Source organism: Pseudomonas sp. X10 (assembly GCF_054889225.1).
On record NZ_CM142677.1, the window covers coordinates 4,008,087 to 4,031,334 of the forward strand.

The 23,248-nt window shown below is 61.8% G+C and carries 20 protein-coding genes and 5 tRNA genes; 6 read left to right on the forward strand and 19 right to left on the reverse strand.

The window, feature by feature from the left end:
- Positions 1-25: 25 nt before the first annotated feature.
- Positions 26-1,267 (reverse strand): glutamine synthetase family protein, encoded by a 1,242-nt coding sequence (locus ACYU03_RS18165; RefSeq protein ID WP_461891493.1) that lies wholly within the window; start codon positions 1,265-1,267, stop codon positions 26-28.
- A 279-nt stretch (positions 1,268-1,546) separates the two neighbouring features.
- Complete coding sequence (gene bkdR / locus ACYU03_RS18170; RefSeq protein WP_461886024.1) at positions 1,547-2,032, reverse strand: Bkd operon transcriptional regulator BkdR; 486 nt, start codon at positions 2,030-2,032, stop codon at positions 1,547-1,549.
- Positions 2,033-2,232: 200 nt separating this feature from the next.
- On the opposite strand from bkdR, the gene ACYU03_RS18175 reads away from it, so the two are divergent.
- From ACYU03_RS18175 to lpdA, 4 genes are read left to right on the forward strand one after another with little or no spacing between them, the layout of a single operon-like run.
- Complete coding sequence (locus ACYU03_RS18175) at positions 2,233-3,465, forward strand: thiamine pyrophosphate-dependent enzyme (protein ID WP_461886025.1); 1,233 nt, start codon at positions 2,233-2,235, stop codon at positions 3,463-3,465.
- Position 3,466: 1 nt separating this feature from the next.
- Positions 3,467-4,525, forward strand: a complete 1,059-nt coding sequence (locus ACYU03_RS18180; protein ID WP_461886026.1) for an alpha-ketoacid dehydrogenase subunit beta — start codon at positions 3,467-3,469, stop codon at positions 4,523-4,525.
- Positions 4,526-5,812, forward strand: a complete 1,287-nt coding sequence (locus ACYU03_RS18185; RefSeq protein ID WP_461886027.1) for a dihydrolipoamide acetyltransferase family protein — start codon at positions 4,526-4,528, stop codon at positions 5,810-5,812. It begins immediately after the preceding gene.
- Between the two features lie 2 nt (positions 5,813-5,814).
- Positions 5,815-7,200 (forward strand): dihydrolipoyl dehydrogenase, encoded by a 1,386-nt coding sequence (lpdA, locus tag ACYU03_RS18190; RefSeq protein ID WP_461886028.1) that lies wholly within the window; start codon positions 5,815-5,817, stop codon positions 7,198-7,200.
- Between the two features lie 53 nt (positions 7,201-7,253).
- Here the strand turns inward: lpdA and ACYU03_RS18195 are convergent, their stop codons facing one another.
- On the reverse strand, positions 7,254-8,255 hold the full coding sequence (locus ACYU03_RS18195) for a sensor domain-containing diguanylate cyclase (RefSeq protein WP_461886029.1): 1,002 nt from the start codon (positions 8,253-8,255) through the stop codon (positions 7,254-7,256).
- Between the two features lie 226 nt (positions 8,256-8,481).
- Here ACYU03_RS18195 and ACYU03_RS18200 point away from each other — a divergent pair, with 226 nt between their 5' ends.
- On the forward strand, positions 8,482-9,060 hold the full coding sequence (locus ACYU03_RS18200; RefSeq protein WP_461886030.1) for a hypothetical protein: 579 nt from the start codon (positions 8,482-8,484) through the stop codon (positions 9,058-9,060).
- A 226-nt stretch (positions 9,061-9,286) separates the two neighbouring features.
- On the opposite strand, the gene ACYU03_RS18205 is transcribed toward ACYU03_RS18200, so the two are convergent.
- From ACYU03_RS18205 to ACYU03_RS18215, 3 genes are all read right to left on the reverse strand, one after another.
- Positions 9,287-9,363 (reverse strand) — tRNA-Arg (locus ACYU03_RS18205).
- A 138-nt stretch (positions 9,364-9,501) separates the two neighbouring features.
- Positions 9,502-10,131: a phosphonate metabolism protein/1,5-bisphosphokinase (PRPP-forming) PhnN gene (gene phnN / locus ACYU03_RS18210; protein WP_461886031.1), complete on the reverse strand. Its 630-nt coding sequence runs from the start codon at positions 10,129-10,131 to the stop codon at positions 9,502-9,504.
- Complete coding sequence (locus ACYU03_RS18215) at positions 10,121-10,369, reverse strand: hypothetical protein (protein ID WP_461886032.1); 249 nt, start codon at positions 10,367-10,369, stop codon at positions 10,121-10,123. The genes phnN and ACYU03_RS18215 overlap by 11 nt, the downstream gene beginning before the upstream one ends.
- A gap of 108 nt (positions 10,370-10,477) precedes the next feature.
- On the opposite strand from ACYU03_RS18215, the gene ACYU03_RS18220 reads away from it, so the two are divergent.
- Positions 10,478-10,804 (forward strand): Arc family DNA-binding protein, encoded by a 327-nt coding sequence (locus ACYU03_RS18220; RefSeq protein ID WP_027915923.1) that lies wholly within the window; start codon positions 10,478-10,480, stop codon positions 10,802-10,804.
- Between the two features lie 73 nt (positions 10,805-10,877).
- On the opposite strand, the gene mgtE is transcribed toward ACYU03_RS18220, so the two are convergent.
- The 13 genes from mgtE to astA form a co-directional block, all read right to left on the reverse strand.
- A complete protein-coding gene (gene mgtE / locus ACYU03_RS18225) occupies positions 10,878-12,320 on the reverse strand; it encodes a magnesium transporter (RefSeq protein ID WP_461886033.1) in 1,443 nt (480 codons plus the stop codon).
- A 385-nt stretch (positions 12,321-12,705) separates the two neighbouring features.
- A tRNA-Arg gene (locus ACYU03_RS18230) sits at positions 12,706-12,782 on the reverse strand.
- Between the two features lie 73 nt (positions 12,783-12,855).
- Positions 12,856-12,932 (reverse strand) — tRNA-Arg (locus ACYU03_RS18235).
- Between the two features lie 75 nt (positions 12,933-13,007).
- Positions 13,008-13,084: transfer RNA gene (locus tag ACYU03_RS18240), tRNA-Arg, on the reverse strand.
- Positions 13,085-13,191: 107 nt separating this feature from the next.
- Positions 13,192-13,282, reverse strand: a tRNA-Ser gene (locus ACYU03_RS18245).
- A 72-nt stretch (positions 13,283-13,354) separates the two neighbouring features.
- Positions 13,355-13,543 (reverse strand): carbon storage regulator CsrA, encoded by a 189-nt coding sequence (gene csrA / locus ACYU03_RS18250; RefSeq protein WP_003254503.1) that lies wholly within the window; start codon positions 13,541-13,543, stop codon positions 13,355-13,357.
- Positions 13,544-13,723: 180 nt separating this feature from the next.
- On the reverse strand, positions 13,724-14,959 hold the full coding sequence (locus tag ACYU03_RS18255) for an aspartate kinase (protein WP_461886034.1): 1,236 nt from the start codon (positions 14,957-14,959) through the stop codon (positions 13,724-13,726).
- An 86-nt stretch (positions 14,960-15,045) separates the two neighbouring features.
- Positions 15,046-17,670: an alanine--tRNA ligase gene (gene alaS / locus ACYU03_RS18260; protein ID WP_461886035.1), complete on the reverse strand. Its 2,625-nt coding sequence runs from the start codon at positions 17,668-17,670 to the stop codon at positions 15,046-15,048.
- A gap of 336 nt (positions 17,671-18,006) precedes the next feature.
- Positions 18,007-19,014, reverse strand: coding sequence for a succinylglutamate desuccinylase (astE, locus tag ACYU03_RS18265; protein WP_461891494.1), 1,008 nt, complete (start codon positions 19,012-19,014; stop codon positions 18,007-18,009).
- A 10-nt stretch (positions 19,015-19,024) separates the two neighbouring features.
- On the reverse strand, positions 19,025-19,312 hold the full coding sequence (locus ACYU03_RS18270; RefSeq protein ID WP_461886036.1) for a topoisomerase II: 288 nt from the start codon (positions 19,310-19,312) through the stop codon (positions 19,025-19,027).
- Between the two features lie 14 nt (positions 19,313-19,326).
- Complete coding sequence (astB, locus tag ACYU03_RS18275) at positions 19,327-20,676, reverse strand: N-succinylarginine dihydrolase (protein ID WP_461886037.1); 1,350 nt, start codon at positions 20,674-20,676, stop codon at positions 19,327-19,329.
- Positions 20,677-20,699: 23 nt separating this feature from the next.
- The gene (gene astD / locus ACYU03_RS18280; RefSeq protein ID WP_461886038.1) at positions 20,700-22,163 is read right to left on the reverse strand and encodes a succinylglutamate-semialdehyde dehydrogenase; all 1,464 of its coding nucleotides are present in this window, start codon (positions 22,161-22,163) and stop codon (positions 20,700-20,702) included.
- Positions 22,163-23,191: an arginine N-succinyltransferase gene (astA, locus tag ACYU03_RS18285; RefSeq protein WP_461886039.1), complete on the reverse strand. Its 1,029-nt coding sequence runs from the start codon at positions 23,189-23,191 to the stop codon at positions 22,163-22,165. Before astA ends, astD begins: the two co-directional genes overlap by 1 nt.
- Between the last annotated feature and the right edge of the window lie 57 nt (positions 23,192-23,248).

The window sequence follows — 23,248 nt, forward strand, 5'->3', positions numbered from 1 at the left end:
CCCCGCACCCGCTGCTGAAAACGCCTCAGGCCTGCGCCGCCAGCACGCGTCGCTCCCATGGCGTGATTTCATCGAAGAAGTCGGTCAATTCCAGGGTCTTGGTCGCCACATAGCCGTCGATGAACTCCTTGCCGAACGCTGCCCGCGCCAGCTGGCTGTGCTTGAGCCGCTCCAGTGCCGCGTGCAGGGTACAAGGCAGGCTGAGGTGGTCGGGCACCTCGAATTCGCCCTGGATGGCCGGCGTCGGTTGCAAGCGCTGCTCGATACCATGCAGGCCAGCCGCCAAACTGGCAGCGATCGCCAGGTAGGGGTTGGCATCGGCCCCTGGCAGCCGATTCTCGACCCGCCGCGCCGCCGCTGAACTGGCCGGGATACGCAGGCCGGCGGCACGATTGTCCTCGGACCAGCAGGCATTGTTGGGCGAAGCGTACGGATGGCACAGGCGCTGGTAGGAATTGACGTTAGGCGCGAACAACGCGGTGAAATCCGCCATACAGGCCTGCAAGCCGCCGATGAAATGCATGAAGGTCTCCGTCGGCTTGCCGTCGCCATCGCTGAACACATTGCGGCCACTGCCCACCTCCACCAAGCTCTGGTGCAGGTGCATGGAACTGCCCGGGGTCTTGGCCAACGGCTTGGCCATGCACACGACGGTCAAGCCATGCTTGAGCGCCACTTCCTTGAGCAGGTGCTTGAACAGAAAGGTCTGGTCCGCCAACAGCAGCGGGTCGCCATGTAGCAGATTGATCTCGAACTGGCTGACGCCCATCTCATGCATGAAGGTATCGCGCGGCAAGCCGAGCGCCGCCATGCAGCGGTAGACCTCGCTGAAAAACGGCCGCAGGCCATTGTTGGAACTGACACTGAACGCCGAGTGGCCTTCCTCGCGCCGACCATCCTTGCCCAACGGCGGTTGGAAGGGCTGGTGCGGATCGCCGTTCGGCGCAAAGACGAAGAACTCCAGCTCGGTCGCCACCACCGGCGCCAAGCCGAGCGCGGCATAGCGGGCAATCACGGCCTTGAGTTGGCCACGGGTGGACAGGCCGGAGCTCTCGCCAGTCAGTTCATTGGCGTCGCAAACCGCCAGCGCCCGGGGCTCGTCGCTCCAGGGCAGACGGTGCACCTGCCCGGGGTCGGGCACCAGGGCCAGGTCGCCGTCGTCGCTGCCGTAGAACCTGGCCGGTGGATAGCCGCCCATGATGCACTGCAACAACACGCCCCTGGCCATCTGCAAGCGGCGGCCTTCGAGGAAACCATCGGCGGTCATCACCTTGCCTCGTGGTACGCCGTTGAGATCGGGGGTTACACACTCGATCTCGTCAATGCCCGTCAATCGCTCGGCGAAAGCACTCTGGCCCTTGGTCGTCATGACTCTAATCCTTGTTGTATGGCATGCCGGAAACGGCGACCTGCACAACATAGGCGGCAGGTGTTCAGGATATCAAGCCGCTGAGGACACAGTGCTCGTGACCATCCACACGGAACGTATTGCCGGCTTGCGCTGGTTCCTACATAGAAGTCGAAGGCATGTACGCATGCATGTCGCTCACCCCGGCAACATCATGCCGCCGGCCGGCAACGGCAACGCCGTCTTGTAACGCACCTGCTTGAGGGCAAAGCTGGAGCGGATGTTGGCCACGCCCGGCAGGCGCGTCAGGTAATCGAGAAAGCGCTCCAACGCCTGGATGCTGGGCAACAGCACACGCAACAGGTAGTCCGGATCGCCAGTCATCAGGTAGCACTCCATCACCTCGGGGCGCTCGGCAATCTCTTCTTCGAAGCGGTGCAGCGACTGCTCCACCTGCTTCTCCAGGCTGACATGAATGAACACATTCACATCCAGCCCCAGCACTTCCGGGGACAGCAGGGTCACCTGCTGGCGGATCACCCCCAGCTCTTCCATGGCCTTGACCCGGTTGAAACAGGGCGTGGGCGACAGGTTCACCGAACGGGCCAGCTCGGCGTTGGTGATGCGGGCGTTTTCCTGCAGGCTGTTGAGAATGCCAATATCCGTGCGATCCAGTTTTCGCATGAGACAAATTCACCTGTTTCTTGTGTTTATGCAGAATGTTTATCTGCAAATTAGGACAAAGGCAACGAACTTGAGAGAAAAATTCTCCCTCTGGCGCCCTATGATGTAAATAACGCTGACTCCTTGGTCACAAGCCAGTGACGTCAGCAGCGACCGCTTCAAAGCTCACAAAAACACAAAACCGAGCGAGCGTAAAAAGCATGAACGAGTACGCCCCCCTGCGTTTGCATGTGCCCGAGCCTACCGGCCGGCCAGGCTGCCAGACCGATTTCTCCTACCTGCGTCTGAACGATGCGGGTCAAGTCCGTAAACCTCCCGTCGATGTAGAAGCCGCCGATACGGCCGACCTGTCCTGCAGCCTTATCCGCGTGCTGGACGCCCAGGGCAATGCCTTGGGTCCATGGGCCGAGGACATCGATCCGCAGGTCTTGCGCCAAGGCATGCGTGCCATGCTCAAGACCCGACTATTCGACAGCCGCATGGTGGTTGCCCAGCGCCAGAAGAAAATGTCCTTCTATATGCAGAGCCTGGGAGAGGAAGCCATCGGCAGTGCCCAGGCCCTAGCCCTCAACCGCACCGACATGTGCTTCCCCACCTACCGCCAGCAAAGCATCCTGATGGCCCGCGACGTGTCGCTGGTGGAGATGATCTGCCAGTTGCTGTCCAACGAGCGCGACCCGCTCAAAGGCCGCCAGTTGCCGATCATGTATTCGGTGCGCGAAGCCGGCTTCTTCACCATCAGCGGCAACCTGGCGACCCAGTTCGTCCAGGCAGTTGGCTGGGCCATGGCCTCGGCCATCAAGGGCGATACCAAGATCGCCTCCGCCTGGATCGGCGATGGCGCCACCGCCGAGTCGGACTTCCACACCGCCCTCACCTTTGCCCACGTATACCGCGCGCCGGTGATCCTCAACGTGGTCAACAACCAGTGGGCGATCTCCACCTTCCAGGCCATCGCCGGTGGTGAAGCTACCACCTTCGCTGGCCGTGGCGTGGGCTGCGGTATCGCCTCGCTGCGGGTCGACGGCAACGACTTCCTGGCGGTCTATGCCGCTTCACGCTGGGCCGCCGAACGCGCCCGCCGCGGTTTCGGCCCGTGCCTGATCGAGTGGGTCACCTACCGTGCTGGCCCGCACTCGACCTCGGACGATCCGTCCAAATACCGTCCGGCCGACGACTGGAGCCACTTTCCGCTGGGCGACCCGATTGCCCGCCTCAAGCAGCATCTGATCGCCCTCGGGCAGTGGTCCGAGGAAGAACACCAGGCGGTCACCGCCGAACTCGAGGCCGAGATCGTCGCGGCGCAAAAAGAAGCCGAACAGTACGGCACCCTGGTCAACGGCCACATTCCGAGCGCCGCCTCGATGTTCGAGGACGTGTACAAGGAAATGCCCGAACACCTGCGCCGCCAACGCCAGGAACTGGGGGTCTGAGATGAACGATCACAACAACAGCATCCATCTGGAAACCGCCATGACCACCACCACCATGACCATGATCCAGGCCTTGCGCTCGGCCATGGATATCATGCTTGAGCGCGATGACAACGTGGTGATCTACGGCCAGGACGTTGGCTACTTCGGTGGCGTGTTCCGCTGCACCGAAGGCCTGCAGGCCAAATACGGCAAGTCGCGGGTGTTCGACGCTCCGATTTCGGAAAGCGGCATCGTCGGCACCGCCGTAGGCATGGGCGCCTACGGCCTGCGCCCGGTGGTGGAGATCCAGTTCGCCGACTACTTCTACCCGGCCTCGGACCAGATCGTTTCCGAGATGGCGCGCCTGCGCTACCGCTCGGCCGGCGAGTTCGTCGCCCCACTGACCCTGCGCATGCCCTGCGGCGGCGGCATCTATGGTGGCCAGACCCACAGCCAGAGCCCCGAAGCGATGTTCACCCAGGTCTGCGGTCTACGCACTGTCATGCCTTCGAACCCCTATGACGCCAAGGGCTTGCTGATCGCCTCGATCGAAAACGACGACCCGGTGATCTTCCTCGAGCCCAAGCGCCTGTACAACGGCCCCTTCGACGGCCACCACGACCGGCCGGTGACCCCCTGGTCGAAACACCCGGCCAGTGCCGTCCCGGACGGTTACTACAGCGTACCGCTGGACAAGGCCGCCATCACCCGCCCGGGCAACGACGTCACCGTGCTGACCTATGGCACCACAGTGTACGTGGCCCAGGTCGCCGCCGAGGAAACCGGTGTCGATGCCGAAGTCATCGACCTGCGCAGCCTCTGGCCACTGGACCTGGAAACCATCGTCGAATCGGTGAAGAAGACCGGTCGTTGCGTGGTAGTTCATGAGGCCACCCGCACCTGCGGTTTCGGTGCCGAACTGGTATCGCTGGTCCAGGAGCATTGCTTCCATCACCTCGAAGCCCCGATCGAACGCGTCACCGGCTGGGACACCCCTTACCCGCACGCGCAGGAATGGGCGTACTTCCCGGGCCCCTCGCGAGTGGGCGCGGCATTGAAACGGGTCATGGAGGTCTGAATGGGCACGCACGTCATCAAGATGCCGGACATTGGCGAAGGCATCGCGCAAGTTGAACTGGTGGAATGGTTCGTCAAGGTCGGCGACACCATCACCGAAGACCAGGTGGTAGCCGATGTCATGACTGACAAGGCCACCGTTGAAATCCCCTCGCCGGTCAGCGGCAAGGTCCTGGCCCTGGGCGGCCAGCCCGGTGAAGTCATGGCCGTGGGCAGCGAGCTGATCCGCATCGAGGTCGAAGGCAACGGCAATCACGAGGAACCGCCAACCGCCAAGCCGGCCAGCGCCGAGCCTGTTGCGCCAGCACCGGCGGCCGCTGCCAGCCAGCCCACGCCACGCGCCGAAGCACAACTGGCGGCCAGCGCTCCAGGCAACGCGAAACCCGCCGCCCCCATCGTGCCGCGCCAGGCCAATGAACGCCCGCTGGCCTCCCCGGCCGTACGCAAGCGTGCCCTGGATGCCGGTATCGAACTGCGCTATGTGCATGGCAGCGGCCCTGCCGGCCGCATCCTCCACGAAGACCTCGACGCCTTCATGACCCGGCCGCAAAGCGCAGCCGCACAGACGCCAGGCGGCTATGCCCAGCGTACCGACAGCGAACAGATCCCGGTGATCGGCCTGCGCCGCAAGATCGCCCAGCGCATGCAGGACGCCAAGCGCCGGGTCGCGCATTTCAGCTATGTCGAAGAGATCGACGTCACCGCCCTGGAAGAACTGCGCCAGCACCTGAACAAGCAGTGGGGCGACAGCCGCGGCAAGCTGACCCTGCTGCCCTTCCTGGTCCGCGCCATGGTCGTGGCCTTGCGTGACTTCCCACAGATCAACGCCACTTATGACGACGAGGCCCAAGTCATCACCCGTCATGGCGCGGTGCATGTGGGCATCGCCACCCAGGGCGACAACGGCCTGATGGTGCCTGTGCTGCGCCATGCCGAAGCCGGCACCCTGTGGAGCAATGCCAGCGAGATCGCCCGCCTGGCCCACGCCGCGCGCAACAACAAGGCCAGCCGTGAAGAACTGTCAGGCTCGACCATCACCCTGACCAGCCTGGGTGCCCTTGGCGGTATCGCCAGCACACCGGTGGTCAACACCCCGGAAGTGGCCATCGTTGGCGTCAACCGCATGGTCGAACGGCCAATGGTGATCAACGGTCAGATCGTGGTGCGCAAGATGATGAACCTGTCCAGCTCGTTCGACCACCGCGTGGTCGACGGCATGGATGCCGCCCTGTTCATCCAGGCCGTCCGTGGCCTGCTGGAACAGCCTGCCTGCCTGTTTGTGGAGTGATCATGCAACAGACCCTCAACACCACCCTGCTGATCATCGGTGGCGGCCCCGGCGGCTACGTGGCCGCCATCCGTGCCGGGCAACTGGGCATCCCCACCGTGCTGGTCGAAGGCCAAGCCCTAGGCGGTACCTGCCTGAATATCGGCTGCATCCCTTCCAAGGCGCTGATCCATGTGGCCGAGCAGTTCCACCAGACCTGCCAGCATACCGAACAGTCGAACCTGGGCATCAGCGTCTCCTCGCCACGCCTGGACATCAGCCGCAGCGTGGCCTGGAAGGACGGTATCGTCGATCGTCTGACCAGTGGCGTCGCAGCTCTGCTGAAGAAGCATGGCGTCAAGGTGATCCATGGCTGGGCGAAACTCCTCGACGGCAAGAGCGTCGAGGTCGACGGCCAGCGCATCCAGTGCGAACACCTGCTGCTGGCCACCGGCTCCAGTAGTGTCGAACTGCCGATGCTGCCCTTGGGCGGACCGGTCATCTCCTCGACCGAAGCCCTGGCCCCCAAGGCCCTGCCCAAACGCCTGGTGGTGGTCGGAGGCGGCTACATCGGCCTGGAGCTGGGCATCGCCTACCGCAAGCTCGGCGTAGACGTCAGCGTGGTCGAGGCGCGCGAGCGCATTCTGCCGAGCTACGACAACGAGCTCACCCAACCAGTGGCCGAGTCGGTCAAGAAGCTGGGCATCCAGCTTTACCTGGGCCACAGCGTCGAAGGATTCGACAGCGACAGCCAGTGCCTGCTGGCCCGCGACACGACCGGCGAGCAAGTGCGCCTGGAGACTGATCAAGTGCTGGTGGCCGTCGGCCGCAAGCCGCGCACCCAAGGGTTCAACCTGGAAAGCCTGGCCCTGAAAATGAAGGGCGCGGCCATCGCCGTGGACGAGCAGTGCCAGACCAGCATGCACAATGTCTGGGCCATCGGCGACCTCACCGGCGAACCCATGCTGGCCCACCGGGCCATGGCCCAGGGCGAGATGGTCGCCGAGCTGATCGCCGGCAAGGCTCGCCGCTTCGAGCCGACCGCGATTGCCGCGGTGTGCTTCACCGACCCGGAAGTAGTGGTGGTCGGCCAGACACCGGAACAGGTCCAGCAACAGGGCCTGGACTGCATCGTCACGCAGTTCCCCTTCGCTGCCAATGGCCGCGCCATGACCCTGGAATCGAAGAGCGGTTTCGTGCGTGTGGTCGCCCGCCGCGACAACCACCTGATCCTCGGTTGGCAGGCGGTGGGCGTGGGCGTCTCAGAACTGTCCAGTACCTTTGCCCAGTCATTGGAGATGGGCGCACGCCTGGAAGACGTGGCGGGTACCATCCACGCTCACCCGACCTTGGGCGAAGCGGTCCAGGAAGCGGCGCTGCGCGCGCTGGGCCACGCCCTGCACATCTGATACTGAAGCGGCTGTAGCCGATTGGCCCGCTGCCCCTGGCAGCGGGTCTTTTTTTATTCGCCGATGGCGTCCTTGCCTGCCGCCTTGGCCCGGTACAAGGCCTGGTCGGCACGGCTCAACAACTGCGTCTGGTCCTCACCGTCCTGCCACTGCACGACGCCATAACTCATGGTCAGCCGGCAGCCCCCCACAGGCTCGGCACGCTGTATCGCCTCGCGCAACGACGCAGTGCAGTCCAAAGCCTGCGGCAAGGCCGTGCCCGGCAAGACCACGACGAACTCGTCTCCACCCCAGCGGGCCAGCAAATCCTGAGGCCGCAGACACTCGCGAATGCGCTCGACCACATCGAGCAACACACTGTCGCCACGGGCATGGCCATAGCGGTCGTTGATCGGCTTGAAATCGTCCAGGTCCATGACGATCAGCGCCAGCGGCTGGCGGAAACGTCGCGCCCGCTCGCACTCCTGCTGCAACGTGCGCTCCAGGCAGTAGCGATTGGCGGCTCGGGTCAGCGCATCACGTTCGGCCAAGTCGCGGTTCTCGTCCAACTGCCGCTGCAGCTGTTCATTGACCCAGGAAAGCTCCCGGGTGCGCTCCTCCACCAGGGCTTCGAGGGACTGGTTCTTCTGCTCCAGCTCGGCCACCAGGCGCTTGCCCGCATCGATGTTGCGGTGGGCGCCGAGCATGCGCGCCACCGAGCCATCCTCGTTGCGCGCGATGATATGGCCGCTGTCCTCTATCCACAGGTAGCTGCCGTCCTGGCGCCGGCAACGGTACTCGATCCGGTAGTGCTCATTGCGCTGGTTGATGTAGGCCTCGAAATGAGCCATCACCCGGGGATAGTCATCGGGGTGAATCACGCTTTCCCACGTCAGCACGGTGTTATCCATGGAGTGGCAGGGGTAACCCAGCATCGCGTACCAACCTGGGTTGCGATAGACGTAGCCGGTATTGGCGTTCCAATCCCAGATGCCATCGCTGATCAGCTCGAACAGGGTTTGCAGTTGCTCCTCGCTGAAACCGCCAGACGGCAAAGGTACGGATTCTCGACTCATGGACGCTCCCCGTTGTGTCCAGCAATTGCCCCCAGATAGAGACTGCCGATAGCGGTAGGTTTGCCGCTGATGGGCAATCACATTCCTCTTCTGGCAAGGCGCTTCCGACACGCCCCTCCACGGAACTGCCTACCACCTCTCAATATATCAGCGGTTAAGCCATCCAAGAGCTTGGCACAGGTTTTGCCATTACTCGAAAGCCCCAACCTCTCTAGGAGAAGACGCAGTGATTACCCTCAATGGCCTGGGCTGGCAGAGCAACGTGCAGTATCAGAACCGCATCGGCAGCGAACCGCCGGTTGCCGACGTCCTGCCCTTCCGTCCGCCAGTTGCCACCAGCAACACCGCTCAACAACAGAACAACCACGGCAATGCTTCGCAGCAGAACGCCGAGGATGCCCGTGAAGAAGCCTTCGCCAAGCTCAAGGTGCAATTGCAGAACCCTGACGTCAGCGCCCGCCAGCAAGGTGGCGTCGAGAAGCCAGAACGCAGCAGCGCCGAACAGGCGTTTCACGACTACATGGCCAAGAGCCCAGCGGAAAAGATCAAGGAGAAGATACTGGCGGAACTGGGCATGACCGCAGAAGAGTACGACGCGTTGCCGCCGGAGAAAAAAGAACTGGTCGACAAGCAGATTGCCCAGAAGATAAAGGAAGAAGCAGAACTCAAGGCCAAGGCCAATCTGGACCAGCAACTGGACGGATCCGCAACGCCGGCGCAACTGATGGCCCAGGCAAACGGTACACAGACAATAGAACAGGCGAGCAAGGAGGCCAGGGAAAAACAGGAGAACATCCTGGGTTGAACCTTGGTATCGAGGCTGTCGGGAGAAACGCCTTAATAAATACCTCTCGACAGTCTATATCTGCATTGCACAGAGACTCAGTACCGCCCTACCCTACTTTTTTTGGAACGCGGTCCGGCTGCGTATTACTGAGGAGGCTTTTCAGTTGATCAGCGCGTGCCACTTCTCGATTCTTGGCTGAGAAGGTTGCTAGAACCGATGAGTTTGCTGGAAAACTTGAATTGGATGGTGTCCCAGGCAGGGTTCGAACCTGCAACCTTCCCCTTAGGAGGGGGATGCTCTATCCAATTGAGCTACTGAGACATTAGATACCGGCAGCGGGCGCTGCGCGATAAAGAACGGCGAGCATGTTAACCAGCGTTCCGCCATTTGTCATGTCATCAATCGGGCTTTTTGCCCGTAATCTCTTTCCTTGCCATCTGGGTAAGTGTGCAGGTCATTTCAACGGCTCGGCTGAGCGTCTGGGGATTCGTCCGTATCGTGGAGCAACCCCTCTTCGCCCATGAGCCCAAGCAAGCCCTCTACCGCCGCCTCCAGCGTGCCGGAATTGTCCAGCACATGAATCGAACGATCATCCGCCATCAGTAGCTGCTGGTTGCGCGCTAGGCGTTGTTCGATTTCCTCGATAGACTCCCGCGCCCGCGCCAGCAGGCGATGACGCAAAACTGCCGGGTCGACATCCAGGCGAATGGCCAGCAAGTCAGGATAACGTCGGCGCGCCTCCATCAAATGGGCACGTGAGCCATTCACCAAGACATGCCTCCCCGAGGCCAGCCACTGGTCCACTTGCGCCGGGATGCCGTAGTCCAAGCCATTGGCACGCCAGTGCAACGCAAAACCCTCGGCATGGAGCAGCTCATGGAACCGCTCGGGAGAAACGCTCATGGCATCTTCACCTTTGGATTCGGCAGAACGGGTGATGATACGCCGGGCGATCTGCACGCCATGCGCTGCTAATTTGCGTCTGGCCGCCTCGATCAGGGAATCTTTTCCGGCCCCGGAAGGTCCTATCAAGTAGATGAGGCGACCTGCCGAAGCCCTGTGGTCCGCCCCGCTTGCGTCATACCGCATAGCCACTATGCTCAAAGGTAGGGAAACCAGCGCATTCTAGGCGTTTTCCCTTACCTTTGCTGCTTTTTATCAGATTTTGGCGACAAGATAATGACAGCATGGTGAGCCAGATAGAGGGAGACTTTTCAAACCAGTGCTCATTTCTGATAATTGCTGCTGGCAAAAAGCCTTTATCCGGATCACTATTTGTCACAGTCTTGACGCCAAGGAAACGGCGACCTTGAGGCATGATGAACACCTAATTCGCTCCATGGGTTGAACATTTTGCCGTCGCGATGGTCGTATTTCCCACCGCGCGGCCAATTTTGAGAACCGCTTCCCCTGAACTAAAAAACCGGTCAATTATATGCGCCCAATGAAACAGGCTATCTATTCGAGCCGCACCGCTGACAAGTTCGTCGTCCGCCTGCCAGACGGAATGCGTGAGCGCATTGCCGAGGTAGCGCGCAACCATCACCGCAGCATGAACTCTGAAATCATCGCGCGCCTGGAGCAAAGCCTTATCCAGGAAGGCGCCCTCGGTGAAGAGCTGAGCATGCGCCTGGACAGCCCGGAGCTGTCACTGCATGAGCGCGAGCTGTTGCAACGTTTCCGCCAGCTTTCCCACCGCCAGCAGAACGCACTGGTCGCCCTGATTGCACATGATGTAGAGATGGCAGCCGACGCTTCCTGATCCGCCCTGCAATGCAATGAAAAAGCCAGCGAAAGCTGGCTTTTTTGTATCTCTTTTGAGCACACCTGGCAGCTCAGAGCAAGAACAGGGTCGCCAGGCCAAGAAAGATGAAGAACCCGCCACTGTCGGTCACGGCCGTGATCATCACGCTGGACCCCATGGCCGGATCACGCCCCAGACGCGTCAGGGTCATGGGAATCAACACCCCCATCAGGGCTGCCAGTAACAGGTTGAGGGTCATGGCCGCAGTCATCACCAAGCCTAGTGACCAGCTGTCGTACAGCGCATAGGCCACCGCACCGATCACGCCTCCCCAGATCAGGCCATTGAGCAACGACACCGCCAGCTCCTTGCGCATCAGCCGCGAGGTATTGCCAGGGCTTACCTGGTCCAGGGCCATAGCCCGGACGATCATGGTGATGGTCTGATTGCCCGAGTTGCCACCGATGCCCGCCACGATCGGCATCAGCGCTGCCAGTGCCACCAGCTTCTCGATCGAACCCTCGAACAAGCCGATCACCCGCGATGCCAGGAAGGCGGTGATCAGGTTGATGGCCAGCCAGGCCCAACGGTTGCGCAGCGAACGCCAGACCGAGGCGAAGATGTCTTCCTCTTCGCGCAGACCGGCCATGTTCAGCACTTCGCTCTCGCTCTCTTCCCGAATCAGGTCGACCATTTCGTCGATAGTCAGGCGACCGATCAGACGATCGCTCTTGTCCACCACCGGGGCCGAAATCAGGTCATAACGCTCGAAGGCCTGCGCCGCGTCGTAGGCATCCTCATCAGGGTGGAAGCTCACCGGGTCACTGGCCATGACATCCGCGACCTTCTTCTCCGGATCGTTGACCAGCAGGCGCTTGATCGGCAGCACCCCCTTGAGGACGCCGTCGTAATCGACCACGAACAGCTTGTCGGTATGGCTCGGCAGTTCCTTGAGACGGCGCAGGTAACGCAGCACCACTTCGAGACTGACATCCTCGCGGATGGTCACCATCTCGAAGTCCATCAGCGCACCAACCTGCTCCTCGTCATAGCTCAGCGCCGAACGTACACGCTCACGTTGCTGGGCATCGAGGCTTTCCATCAGCTCATGAACGACGTCGCGCGGCAGTTCCGGCGCCAGGTCGGCCAGCTCGTCGGCGTCCATCTCCTTGGCCGCCGCAAGCAGCTCGTGGTCATCCATGTCGGCGATCAGGGTTTCCCGAACCGCGTCAGACACTTCCAGGAGAATGTCACCGTCACGCTCAGCCTTGACTAACTGCCACACGGTGAGGCGGTCGTCCAAAGGAAGGGCTTCGAGGATGTAGGCGACGTCGGCAGAGTGCAGGTCATCGAGTTTGCGTTGCAACTCGACCAGGTTCTGCCGGTGAACCAGGTTTTCCACCAAATCCTGGTGATGACCTTCCTGGCGGTGGGTGAGGTCTTCGACCACACGCTGACGCTGCAGCAACTCGACCACTTGGGCCAGGCGATCCTGCAGGCTCTCTTGAGCTTTCTTTACTTCGATTTCGGTCATAGGCGAACTCCACTCCCAGCAGCGGAGCACGCCGGGAGAATCAATCGGTCAGATCTTGCTTGGCAAATCGGGCTATTGAGTAACTACTGGGTAAGTCCATGGTGGTATTCCACAAGCCCCGGCGGGGCTGACGGGCGCAATCATACACCGCCTGCGCGGCCTGGGCGCTTAAATTTTTGGCCATAACAATCGTTTGCGCGATAAAGCTGTGACAACGCTCGAGGCCATCAGTGCGACGGCGGACGCAAACAAAAGAACACACTGCAGTGCGAAAAAATCAGAGAGGAGCATTCCCGATCCCGAGAAAGCCTGACGCATCATGCTGACAAAACAATGAATCGCCGAAAAGCAAAAAGCCCGCTTCAGGAGCGGGCTCTTCGTCGTATGGTGCACTCAGGAGGATTCGAACCTCCGACCGCTCGGTTCGTAGCCGAGTACTCTATCCAGCTGAGCTATGAGTGCAAGTTGGTAGTTTTAGACCAGGTTACCACTGGTTGAACAAAGCTGCTTCGATGATCAAACCAGCTTCATTTTATGGCGGACTCAGGAGGATTCGAACCTCCGACCGCTCGGTTCGTAGCCGAGTACTCTATCCAGCTGAGCTATGAGTCCGTAGTTGGTAGTTTTAGACCAGGTTACCACTGGTGGAAATAAAGCTGCTTCTATGTTCAAAACAGCTTCATTATATGGCGGACTCAGGAGGATTCGAACCTCCGACCGCTCGGTTCGTAGCCGAGTACTCTATCCAGCTGAGCTATGAGTCCGTGTCTTGCCGCGCATTATAGTTCGCTTAACTGATTTATCAATCACTTTTTCGTTTAATTTCAACGACTTAGCGATCAATCCAGATTACAGCGCCCTAAATGAATAATGGCGGAGAAGGGGGGATTCGAACCCCCGATACCCTTGTGAGGTATACTCCCTTAGCAGGGGAGCGCCTTCGGCCACTCGGCCACCTCTCCGCAACACGGGGCGTATAATAACCAGAGCTTTCCCCGTTTGCAAACCCTTTTTCAAAAAAAAATCGATAAAAATTAAAGGCTTGGTTCTTCGTCCTTCTCTTTCTTGATCCGCAGGTAGATTTCCTCGCGGTGGACGGCGACTTCCTTCGGGGCGCTGACACCGATGCGCACTTGATTTCCTTTCACACCCAGCACAGTCACGGTGATCTCACCGTCACCAATGATCAGGCTCTCGGCGCACCGACGAGTCAGAATCAACATAGCTTTCTCCTCAAGCAAAACAATTCAGGGACAACAGTCTGTAAGAAGATCGACGCCCCTCCTCCGAAGCGGGGCGGACGTCTGACCTAGGTATCGGCCGGCGCAGACAAAAGGACAGGATTATCTGCACCAGACAGAAACGCGAAGGGCGCGGCAAGCCGCGCCCCTCCAGGCAACGCCTTACTCGCCCTGTCGGGCGGGGGCGTCCAGTTCGAAAGCGGTGTGCAGGGCACGCACGGCCAGCTCCAGGTACTTCTCTTCGATGACCACCGACACCTTGATCTCCGAGGTGGAGATCATCTGGATGTTGATACCCTCCTTGGCCAGGGCTTCGAACATGCGGCTGGCAACGCCCGCGTGGGAGCGCATGCCGACACCGACGATGGAAACCTTGGCGATATGGGTGTCACCGATCACTTCACGGGCGCCGATCTCACGCGCGGTGTTTTCCAGCACCTTGTGCGCCTTCTCGTACTCGTTGCGGTGTACGGTGAAGGTGAAGTCGGTGGTGTTATCGTGCGAGACGTTCTGCACGATCATATCGACTTCGATGTTCGCGGCACTGATCGGGCCGAGGATCTTGAAAGCAACGCCCGGGGTATCCGGTACGCCACGAATGGTCAGCTTGGCCTCATCGCGATTGAAAGCGATGCCGGAAATGATCGGCTGTTCCATGGATTCCTCTTCATCAATGGTAATGAGGGTACCCGGACCCTCCTGGAAGCTGTGCAGCACGCGCAGCGGAACGTTGTACTTACCGGCAAACTCGACGGCACGGATCTGCAGCACCTTGGAACCGAGGCTGGCCATTTCCAGCATCTCTTCGAAGGTGATCTTTTCCAGCCGCTGGGCCTGAGGCACCACACGGGGATCGGTGGTGTAGACACCATCGACGTCGGTGTAGATCTGGCACTCATCGGCCTTGAGCGCCGCTGCCAGGGCCACACCGGTGGTGTCGGAACCGCCACGCCCGAGGGTGGTGATGTTGCCGTGCTCGTCCACACCTTGGAAACCCGCCACCACAACCACGCGGCCGGCATTGAGGTCGGCACGGATCTTCTGGTCGTCGATCTGCAGGATGCGCGCCTTGTTGTGCGCGCTGTCGGTGAGGATCCGTACCTGGTTGCCGGTGTAGGACACCGCCGGAATCCCTCGCTTCATCAAGGCCATGGCCAGCAGGGCAATAGTCACCTGCTCGCCGGTCGAGACAATCACGTCCAACTCACGAGGAACCGGCTGATCGGTGATCTGCTTGGCCAGGCCGATCAGGCGGTTGGTTTCTCCGCTCATGGCCGACAGCACGACCACCAGGTCATCGCCGGCTTCACGGAATTTCTTGACCTTGTCGGCAACCTGCTCGATCCGCTCGATGGAGCCGACAGAGGTGCCGCCAAATTTCTGTACGATCAACGCCATTTCAAAGCCGCCTCAGCCCACGAAGGGCACCCAATAAACAATCCATCATGCCGTGGCCTACCACTGGGCGGCAGGCCACGGGCATCTCAAAGACCTTGCTCGACGAAAGGCACGGTCAGGGCCAGGGCGCTGTCCAGCGCCGCGGCGTCGACACCGCCGCCCTGGGCCATGTCCGGACGGCCGCCGCCCTTGCCTCCCACCGCCGCAGCGGCCTGCTTCATCAGATCACCGGCTTTGAGTTGGCCGGTCAGGTCCTTGGTCACGCCGGCAACCAGCACGACCTTGCCCTCATGCACACTGCCGAGCAGGATCACTGCGCGGCCGAGCTTGTTCTTCAGCTGATCGACCAGCGCCAGCAGGGCCTTGCCGTCCTGGCCATCCAGGCGAGCGGCGAGCACCTTGGCGCCCTTGACCTCCACCGCGCCATTGGAGAGATCGTCCCCGGCGGCACTGGCGGCCTTGGCCTGCAGCTGTTCCAGCTGTTTTTCCAGCTGACGGTTGCGCTCGAGCACAGCCGACAGCTTGTCGATCAGGTTGTCGCGACTGCCCTTGACCAGTTGCGCGGCTTCCTTGAGTTGCTCTTCGGCACCGTTGAGGTAAGCCAGCGCCGCAGCGCCAGTGATCGCCTCGATACGGCGCACGCCGGAGGCCACGCCGCCTTCGCTGATGATCTTGAACAGGCCGATATCGCCCGTGCGCTTGGCATGGATGCCGCCACACAGCTCGACCGAAAAGTCGCCGCCCATGCTCAGTACGCGCACGGTATCGCCGTACTTCTCGCCGAACAGGGCCATGGCTCCCTTGCGCTTGGCGGTGTCGATATCGGTCTCTTCGGTTTGCACTTCGGAGTTCTTGCGCACTTCGCGGTTGACGATGTCTTCCAGGGCCTTGATCTGCTCCGGCTTGATCGCTTCGAAATGGCTGAAGTCGAAACGCAGGCGCTGGCTGTCGACCAGCGAGCCTTTCTGCTGTACATGGTCACCCAGCACCTGGCGCAACGCGGCGTGCAGCAAGTGAGTCGCCGAGTGGTTCAGCGAAGTGGCCTTCTGCACGTCGGCATCGACGCGGGCCTGGAGCTCAGCGCCGACGCTCAGCGCGCCGCTGGCGACCACGCCATGGTGCAGGAAGGCGCCGCCAGTCTTGGTGGTGTCACGCACATCGAAGCGTACGCCGGACGCCTGCAGGTAGCCGGTGTCGCCGACCTGGCCGCCGGACTCGGCATAGAACGGTGTACGGTCCAGGACGACCACACCCTCCTCGCCCTCGGCCAGTTGCTCGACGGCCTGGCCGTCCTTGTACAGGGCAACGACCCTGGCCAGGCCTTCAGTGGTGCTGTAGCCAGTGAATTCGGTGGCGACGTCGACCTTGACCAGGCTGTTGTAGTCCATGCCGAAGGCGCTGGCGGAACGTGCGCGCTCACGCTGGGCTTCCATCTCGCGCTCGAAGCCGTCCTCGTCGATGGTCAGACTGCGCTCGCGGGCGATGTCGGCGGTCAGGTCCATGGGGAAGCCATAGGTGTCGTAGAGCTTGAACACCACGTCGCCCGGCACCACGTCGCCCTTGAGCTGGGCCAGGTCCTGCTCGAGGATCTTCAGGCCCTGCTCCAGGGTCTTGGCGAACTGTTCTTCCTCGGTCTTGAGCACGCGCTCGATGTGCGCCTGCTGGGACTTGAGCTCAGGGAAGGCCTCGCCCATCTCGGCCACCAGGGCGGCGACGATCTGGTAGAAGAAGCTGCCCTTGGCGCCAAGCTTGTTGCCATGACGGCAAGCGCGGCGAATGATGCGGCGCAGCACATAGCCGCGGCCTTCGTTGGACGGCAGCACGCCGTCAGCGATCAGGAAGCCGCAGGAACGGATGTGGTCAGCGACCACCTTGAGCGACGGCTGGCCATCGTTGCTGCAGCCGATGGCCTTGGCCGCTGCAGCGAGCAGGTTCTGGAACAGGTCGATCTCGTAGTTCGAATGCACATGCTGCATGACCGCACTGATGCGCTCCAGGCCCATGCCGGTATCCACCGAAGGTGCCGGCAGCGGGTGCAGGACGCCACCGGCAGTACGGTTGAACTGCATGAACACGTTGTTCCAGATCTCGATATAGCGGTCGCCGTCTTCCTCTGGCGAACCGGGCGGGCCACCCCAGATGTCCGCGCCGTGGTCGTAGAAGATCTCGGTGCATGGGCCGCATGGGCCGGTGTCGCCCATGGTCCAGAAGTTGTCGGAAGCGTACGGGGCGCCCTTGTTGTCACCGATGCGCACCATGCGCTCGGCTGGCACGCCAATTTCCTTGGTCCAGATGTCGTAGGCTTCATCGTCGCTTTCGTAGACCGTGACCCAGAGCTTTTCCTTGGGCAGGTTCAGCCACTTTTCAGAGGTCAGGAAGGTCCAGGCGAAAGTGATCGCATCGCGCTTGAAATAGTCGCCGAAACTGAAGTTGCCCAGCATTTCGAAGAACGTGTGGTGACGCGCGGTGTAGCCGACGTTTTCCAGGTCGTTGTGCTTGCCACCGGCGCGCACGCACTTCTGGCTGCTGACGGCACGAGTATAGGCGCGCTTTTCCTGGCCCAGGAAGCAGTCCTTGAACTGGTTCATGCCGGCATTGGTAAACAGCAGGGTCGGGTCATTGTTCGGAATCAGGGAGCTGGAGGCAACTCGGGTATGTCCCTGCTCTTCGAAGAAGCGAAGGAAGGCTTCACGGATTTCTGCGCTTTTCATAGGTTCTTCCACGGAAACGGCGGCCTGAGGCAAGTGCGTGCGTCAAATTGACGAAACGACGGCAAAGGGCCGCATTATATCGGTCCTGCAATCTCGGTGCAGTGTGTTTATGCGATAGAAACCGTCGATTGGGCGGTTTATGGGCCTGCCAGGATGCTAAAACTGCCGAGGGGAAGGGAAAATGGCAAGGGGCAGCGGATGAAACGACTTTCATCTCGCAAGGGATCCAATCAGCAGGGGAAAATGTGGTCCATCGCGGGGGTTGCATGAGGGTCGCCAGGCGCATACCTCAAGAGAGACAGGCTCCTCCAAGGCATACCCCGGTAGCCTGAGACGTCAGCCCAGTTGCTGACCCGAATCGGGCACGATGAGAATCCCCGCCCGCAGGCCGTTGCGGACCTTGGGGTTGGGGAAGATGATACGGGCCCCCTCCTCCTCGACGATCCAACGTGTCTCGGCCAGGTCCTCGGCCAGCAGGTAGCCTTTGCTCAACTCCGAGAAATTCTCGATATCCGCCGGCAGATGCAGGTGGAAACTGTCGCTGTGCTTGATGATTTCACGGGCAACGCTGAACAGTTGCAGGCCATCGAGCCCTTCGTCAGCCTCCGGCTCGTTGCCTTCGATCAACTGCTTCAGGCGGGTTTCCAGGCGGTCGAGGTTGACCTGCTGGTTCTGCCCGAAGGGGCGCGCCTTGCCCAGTTCCAGGGTGAAGGCCTCGGCGTCCAGTTGCTCATAGGTGAAGGCGCTGAAGGTGATCGACGGCTTGCTCTGCAGCAACACCGCCTCCATGCCCGCGGCGCGCAAGCGGGCCAGTTCGCGCCGGGAATGCAGGCGCCCTTCCTTGTAGGGGTACAGGGCGAACTGCTCGATCTTCGAGCCACGAATGGCCGTATGCAGGTCGTAATGCAGGCGGGTGCGGTCCGGTAGGCTGAAGAACTGCCTGGCAAACTGCTCCAACTCAGCGGCACGCAGGGCCTCGGCGCCGCTGGACAGCTCATGACGGCCATTGAACAGGCGGTTGATGTCCTGCTCCACGTAGCGTTCGCCCTTGCGTATCGCCTCTGGGTTGCCAAACAGGAACAGCACCCGTGCGCGCGGCTTGATGTCGCCTCGCGCCACACCGTGCAGCAACTCGTCGAGCAACTCGATCGGAGCGGTCTCGTTGCCATGGATACCCGCCGACAGCAACAGGTCCATGCCATTGTCACGGGCCTCGGGCGGACGCACCTCCAGGGCACCCACGCCCAACCACCGCAGGCGCACGCCCTCGACCGTCACTTGCGTCTTCTCGGCCGGTTCGTGGTCGGCCAGGGTCAGGTCAAGCAGTTTGCCGAGGGCGAGCATAGGCGAATCCTTAGTGGTGGTGACCACAGTCAGGGCCGTGGACGTGATCGTCATCACCGGCATCCGCCGGCTCCATTTCCAGCTGCAGGCTGACCAGGTTGGTGGCCATCGGACGCAGCAGCAGGTTGGCATACTCGGTGTCGTTCTCTTCGACATCGACGCCGATCAGCAGCTGGCCACGGCCATCCTGCTGGATCCATACCTCCTTGCCTTGCCAGACCACCGCAAAGCGGGTGCAGGATGTTTCCAGCTGAGTGCCGTCGTCGTCTTCAAGGATCAGGCGCAGGGCATCGGACATGTCGAATTCTCTCTTCAAGGTTGGCGTTGGAACGGATAGACCGAACCCAGCTTGAGGATCTGGGTCAGTTCATCCAGTGCCGTGCGGCATTCAACCAGCAACTGCGGGTCGGCCAGGTCAGCCTCGCCCAGGCGGTCGCGGTAATGCCTGTCGACCCACTGGACCAGCGTGTCGTACAGCGGCGCGGTCATGATAACGCCTGGATTGACCGCCGCCAGTTCCGATTCGTTCAGGGCCACGCGCAAACGCAGGCAAGCCGGGCCACCGCCGTTCTGCATGCTCTGCTTGAGGTCGAACACCTTGACCTCCTTGACCGGGCCACCTTGGCTGGTCAGTTGCGACAGGTAGCTCCAGACCCGCTCGTTGTTGCGGCACTCTTCCGGCACCACCAGCAGCATCGCCCCGTCAGCACGTGTCAGCAGCTGGCTGTTGAACAGGTAGGAACGCACCGCATCCTCTACCGTCACCGCCGAGCGCGGCACACAGATGGCTTGGAAATTACCACCCTTGCTGGCCAGTTTAGCCTGCAGCTGGGCAAGCACCGCTTCGGTCTCGAGAAACGCGTCCTGGTGATAGAACAGTACTTCGCCGTTGCCTACCGCGATCACATCGTTGTGGAACACCCCCTGATCGATCACCGAGGGGTTCTGCTGAGCGTAGACCACCCCGTCCTCGCGCAGCCCATGCAGCCGGGCCACCGCCTGAGAGGCTTCCAAAGTCTGGCGCGCCGGGTACTTCTGCGGCGCCGGGTAGCGGCTGTCGAAGGCACTGCGGCCATAGACGAAGAACTCGACTCCCGCCTCACCGTAGGCGCGGCAGAACCGCGTGTGGTTGGCCGCCCCCTCGTCGCCGAACTGGGCCACCGCCGGCAGCGCGGCGTGATGGGCGAAGTGCTTGTCATCGGCGAACATCGCGCCGAGCACACGGCTGGTGGTCGGGTGCTCAATGCTGCGATGGTATTTGCAGTTGAGGTTGGCGGCGGTGAAGTGCACGCGCCCATCCTCGGTATCGGCACTCGGACTGACGGTGGCGGCGTTGGCGACCCACATGCTCGAAGCCGAGCAACTGGCCACCAGCAGGGGCATGGCGTCCTTCGCCGCACGCTGGATCACGTCGGCGTCGTTGCCGGTGAAACCCAGGCGGCGCAGGGCAGCCACATCGGGGCGCTCCTGCGGGGCGAGCACGCCCTGCGTGAAGCCCATGTCCATCAACGCCTTCATCTTCGCCAGGCCCTGGCGCGCGGCCTCACGGGGGTTGGAAGCCTGTTGGCTGTTGCTCTGCGAGGCCACGTTGCCGTAGGACAGCCCGCCATAGTTGTGCGTAGGTCCCACCAGACCATCAAAATTCACTTCATAGGATTTCATCGGCTAGGCTCCGAGACCTGTTGTTATAGGGTGACGCCCGGCGTCAAGGTCGCCGGCAGGGCCAGGCTGGGGGTCTCCAGCGAGGCCACAGGGTAGGCGCAATAGTCGGCGGCATAGTAGGCGCTGGCACGGTGGTTGCCGCTGGCACCGACGCCACCGAAGGGCGCGCTGCTGGCAGCGCCGGTCAGTTGCTTGTTCCAGTTGACGATGCCGGCGCGGCTGCGCAGCCAGAAGTACTGGTAGCGCGCGCGGGAGTCGGACAGCAGGCCCGCGGCCAGCCCGTACTGAGTGTTGTTGGCCTCGGTGATGGCGGCATCGAAATCGCTGTAGCGGATGACCTGCAGCAGTGGACCAAAGAATTCCTCATCCGGACGTTCTGCCACAGCGGTGACATCGATGATGCCAGGGGTCAGCAACGCAGCGTTGGCCTGTAGTTGGGTCATGCCCAGCAGCGCTACGCCTCCCTTGCCGAGCAGTTCGGCCTGGGCTGCGAGCAATGCCCGGGCGGCATCCAGGGAAATCACCGAGCCCATGAACGGCGCTGGCTGCTGGTCAAAGGCACCGACGCTGATGCCCTTGCACACCTCGACCAGGCGCCCGAGCAGCGAATCGCCCCAGGCCCCCTCCGGCACCAGCAGGCGACGGGCGCAGGTGCAACGCTGGCCGGCGGAAATGAATGCGGACTGGATGATGGTGTAGACCGCCGCGTCCAGGTCCTGGACCTGGTCAACCACCAGCGGGTTGTTGCCACCCATCTCCAGGGCCAGGATCTTGTCCGGACGCCCGGCGAACTGCTGGTGCAGGAGGTTGCCGGTACGGCTGGAGCCGGTGAAGAACAAGCCATCCAGCCCTAGGTTGGCGGCCAGAGCGACACCGGTTTCGCGTGCCCCCTGGACCAGGTTGAGTACCCCTGCCGGCAGGCCGGCGTCGATCCAGCACTTGACCGTCAATTCGGCGACCTTGGGCGTCAGCTCGCTCGGCTTGAACACCACGCAGTTGCCGGCCAGCAGCGCCGGCACGATATGACCGTTGGGCAAGTGGCCTGGGAAGTTGTAGGGGCCGAACACGGCCACCACGCCATGGGGCTTGTGCCGCAGCACCGCAGTGGCATCAGCCAGTGCGCCGCTCTTTTCACCGGTACGCTCGCGGTAGCTTTGTACCGAGATCGCCACTTTATTGACCATGCTGGTCACTTCGGTCGCCGACTCCCACAGCGGCTTGCCGGTTTCCTCCCCGATGCAACGGGCCAGCGCCTCGGCATTGGCCTTGAGTTTTTCCGCGAAGGCTTCCAGCACGCTGATGCGCGCCTCCAGGCTCTGCTGTGCCCAAGCCGGGAATGCCTGCCGCGCCGCCTGTACGGCAGCATCGACTTGCGCCGCGCTGGCGCCCTGGCCCTGCCAGATAACCTGCTGGCTGACCGGGTTCAACGATTGCAGCGCCTCGCCCTGCCCTGCCTGCCATTGGCCGGCGATGAAATGCGTAGTCATTACTTGCCCTCCCGGCTAGCAGACAATGGGACGGCGCGCACATGGTCGCCGACGCCCAGGCGCAAGCGCTTGGCCGTCAGCGGATCGACCACCAGGGTGCCGGCCGCCAGGCGCGCGGGCGCCGCAGTGATGCGGCAATCCTCGCGCTTGCGGTTATGAATGATGAACGGCGTGGCATCGTCGCCAGGGGTGCCGACAGCTAACACCAACGTCTGGCTATCGCGCACCGCGCGGATCTTGCCGGTCTCGCACTCGACCGCAGGGCCGGCGTCGAAAATGTCCACATAGCCCTGGTAGCTGAACCCTTCGCTCTTGAGCATGGCCAGCGCAGGTTCCGTGTCGGTGTGAACACGGCCGATAACGTTGCGCGCAGCCTCGGAAAGGAAGCAGGTGTAGAGCGGGAACTTGGGCATCAGCTCGGCGATGAACGACTTGTTGCCTACCCCGGTGAGGTAGTCGGCCTGGCTGAATTCCATCTTGAAGAAGTGCCGCCCCAGGCTTTCCCAGAACGGCGAACGGCCGGCCAGGTCGGACATGCCACGCATCTCGGCGATGATCTTGTTGCCGAACAACTCCGGGAACTCGGCGATGAACAGCAGCCGCGCCTTGGCCAGGAGGCGGCCATTGAGGCCGTTGCGGTAGTCGCTGCGCAGGAACAGCGAGCACAGCTCGGAGTTGCCGGTCAGGTCATTGGCCAGGAACAGGGTCGGGATCTCACGGTAGATGTTGAGCTCCTGGGAAGCGCTGACGGTCAGGCCGACCCGGTAGTTGTACCAGGGCTCGCGCAAGCCCACCGCGCCGGCGATGGCGGAAATGCCGACCACTTGGCCCTCGTCGTCCTCCAACACGAACAGGTAGTCAGTGTCGCCACGCTCGGCTTCGCCAAGGAAGCTCTTCTCGGCCCAACCGACCCGGTGTCCCAGGCGCTCTTCGTTGGCCGGCAAGGTGGTCAGCCCGGTGGTCCCGGTGCTGCGTGCCAAATCGATCAGCGCGGGTAAATCGCTGCTGCGTACAGGACGAACGATCATGCTATCTCCTTGGGCGGCGGTCTGTGCCTGCCGCGAAACTCTGCTCCGGGCCCTGGC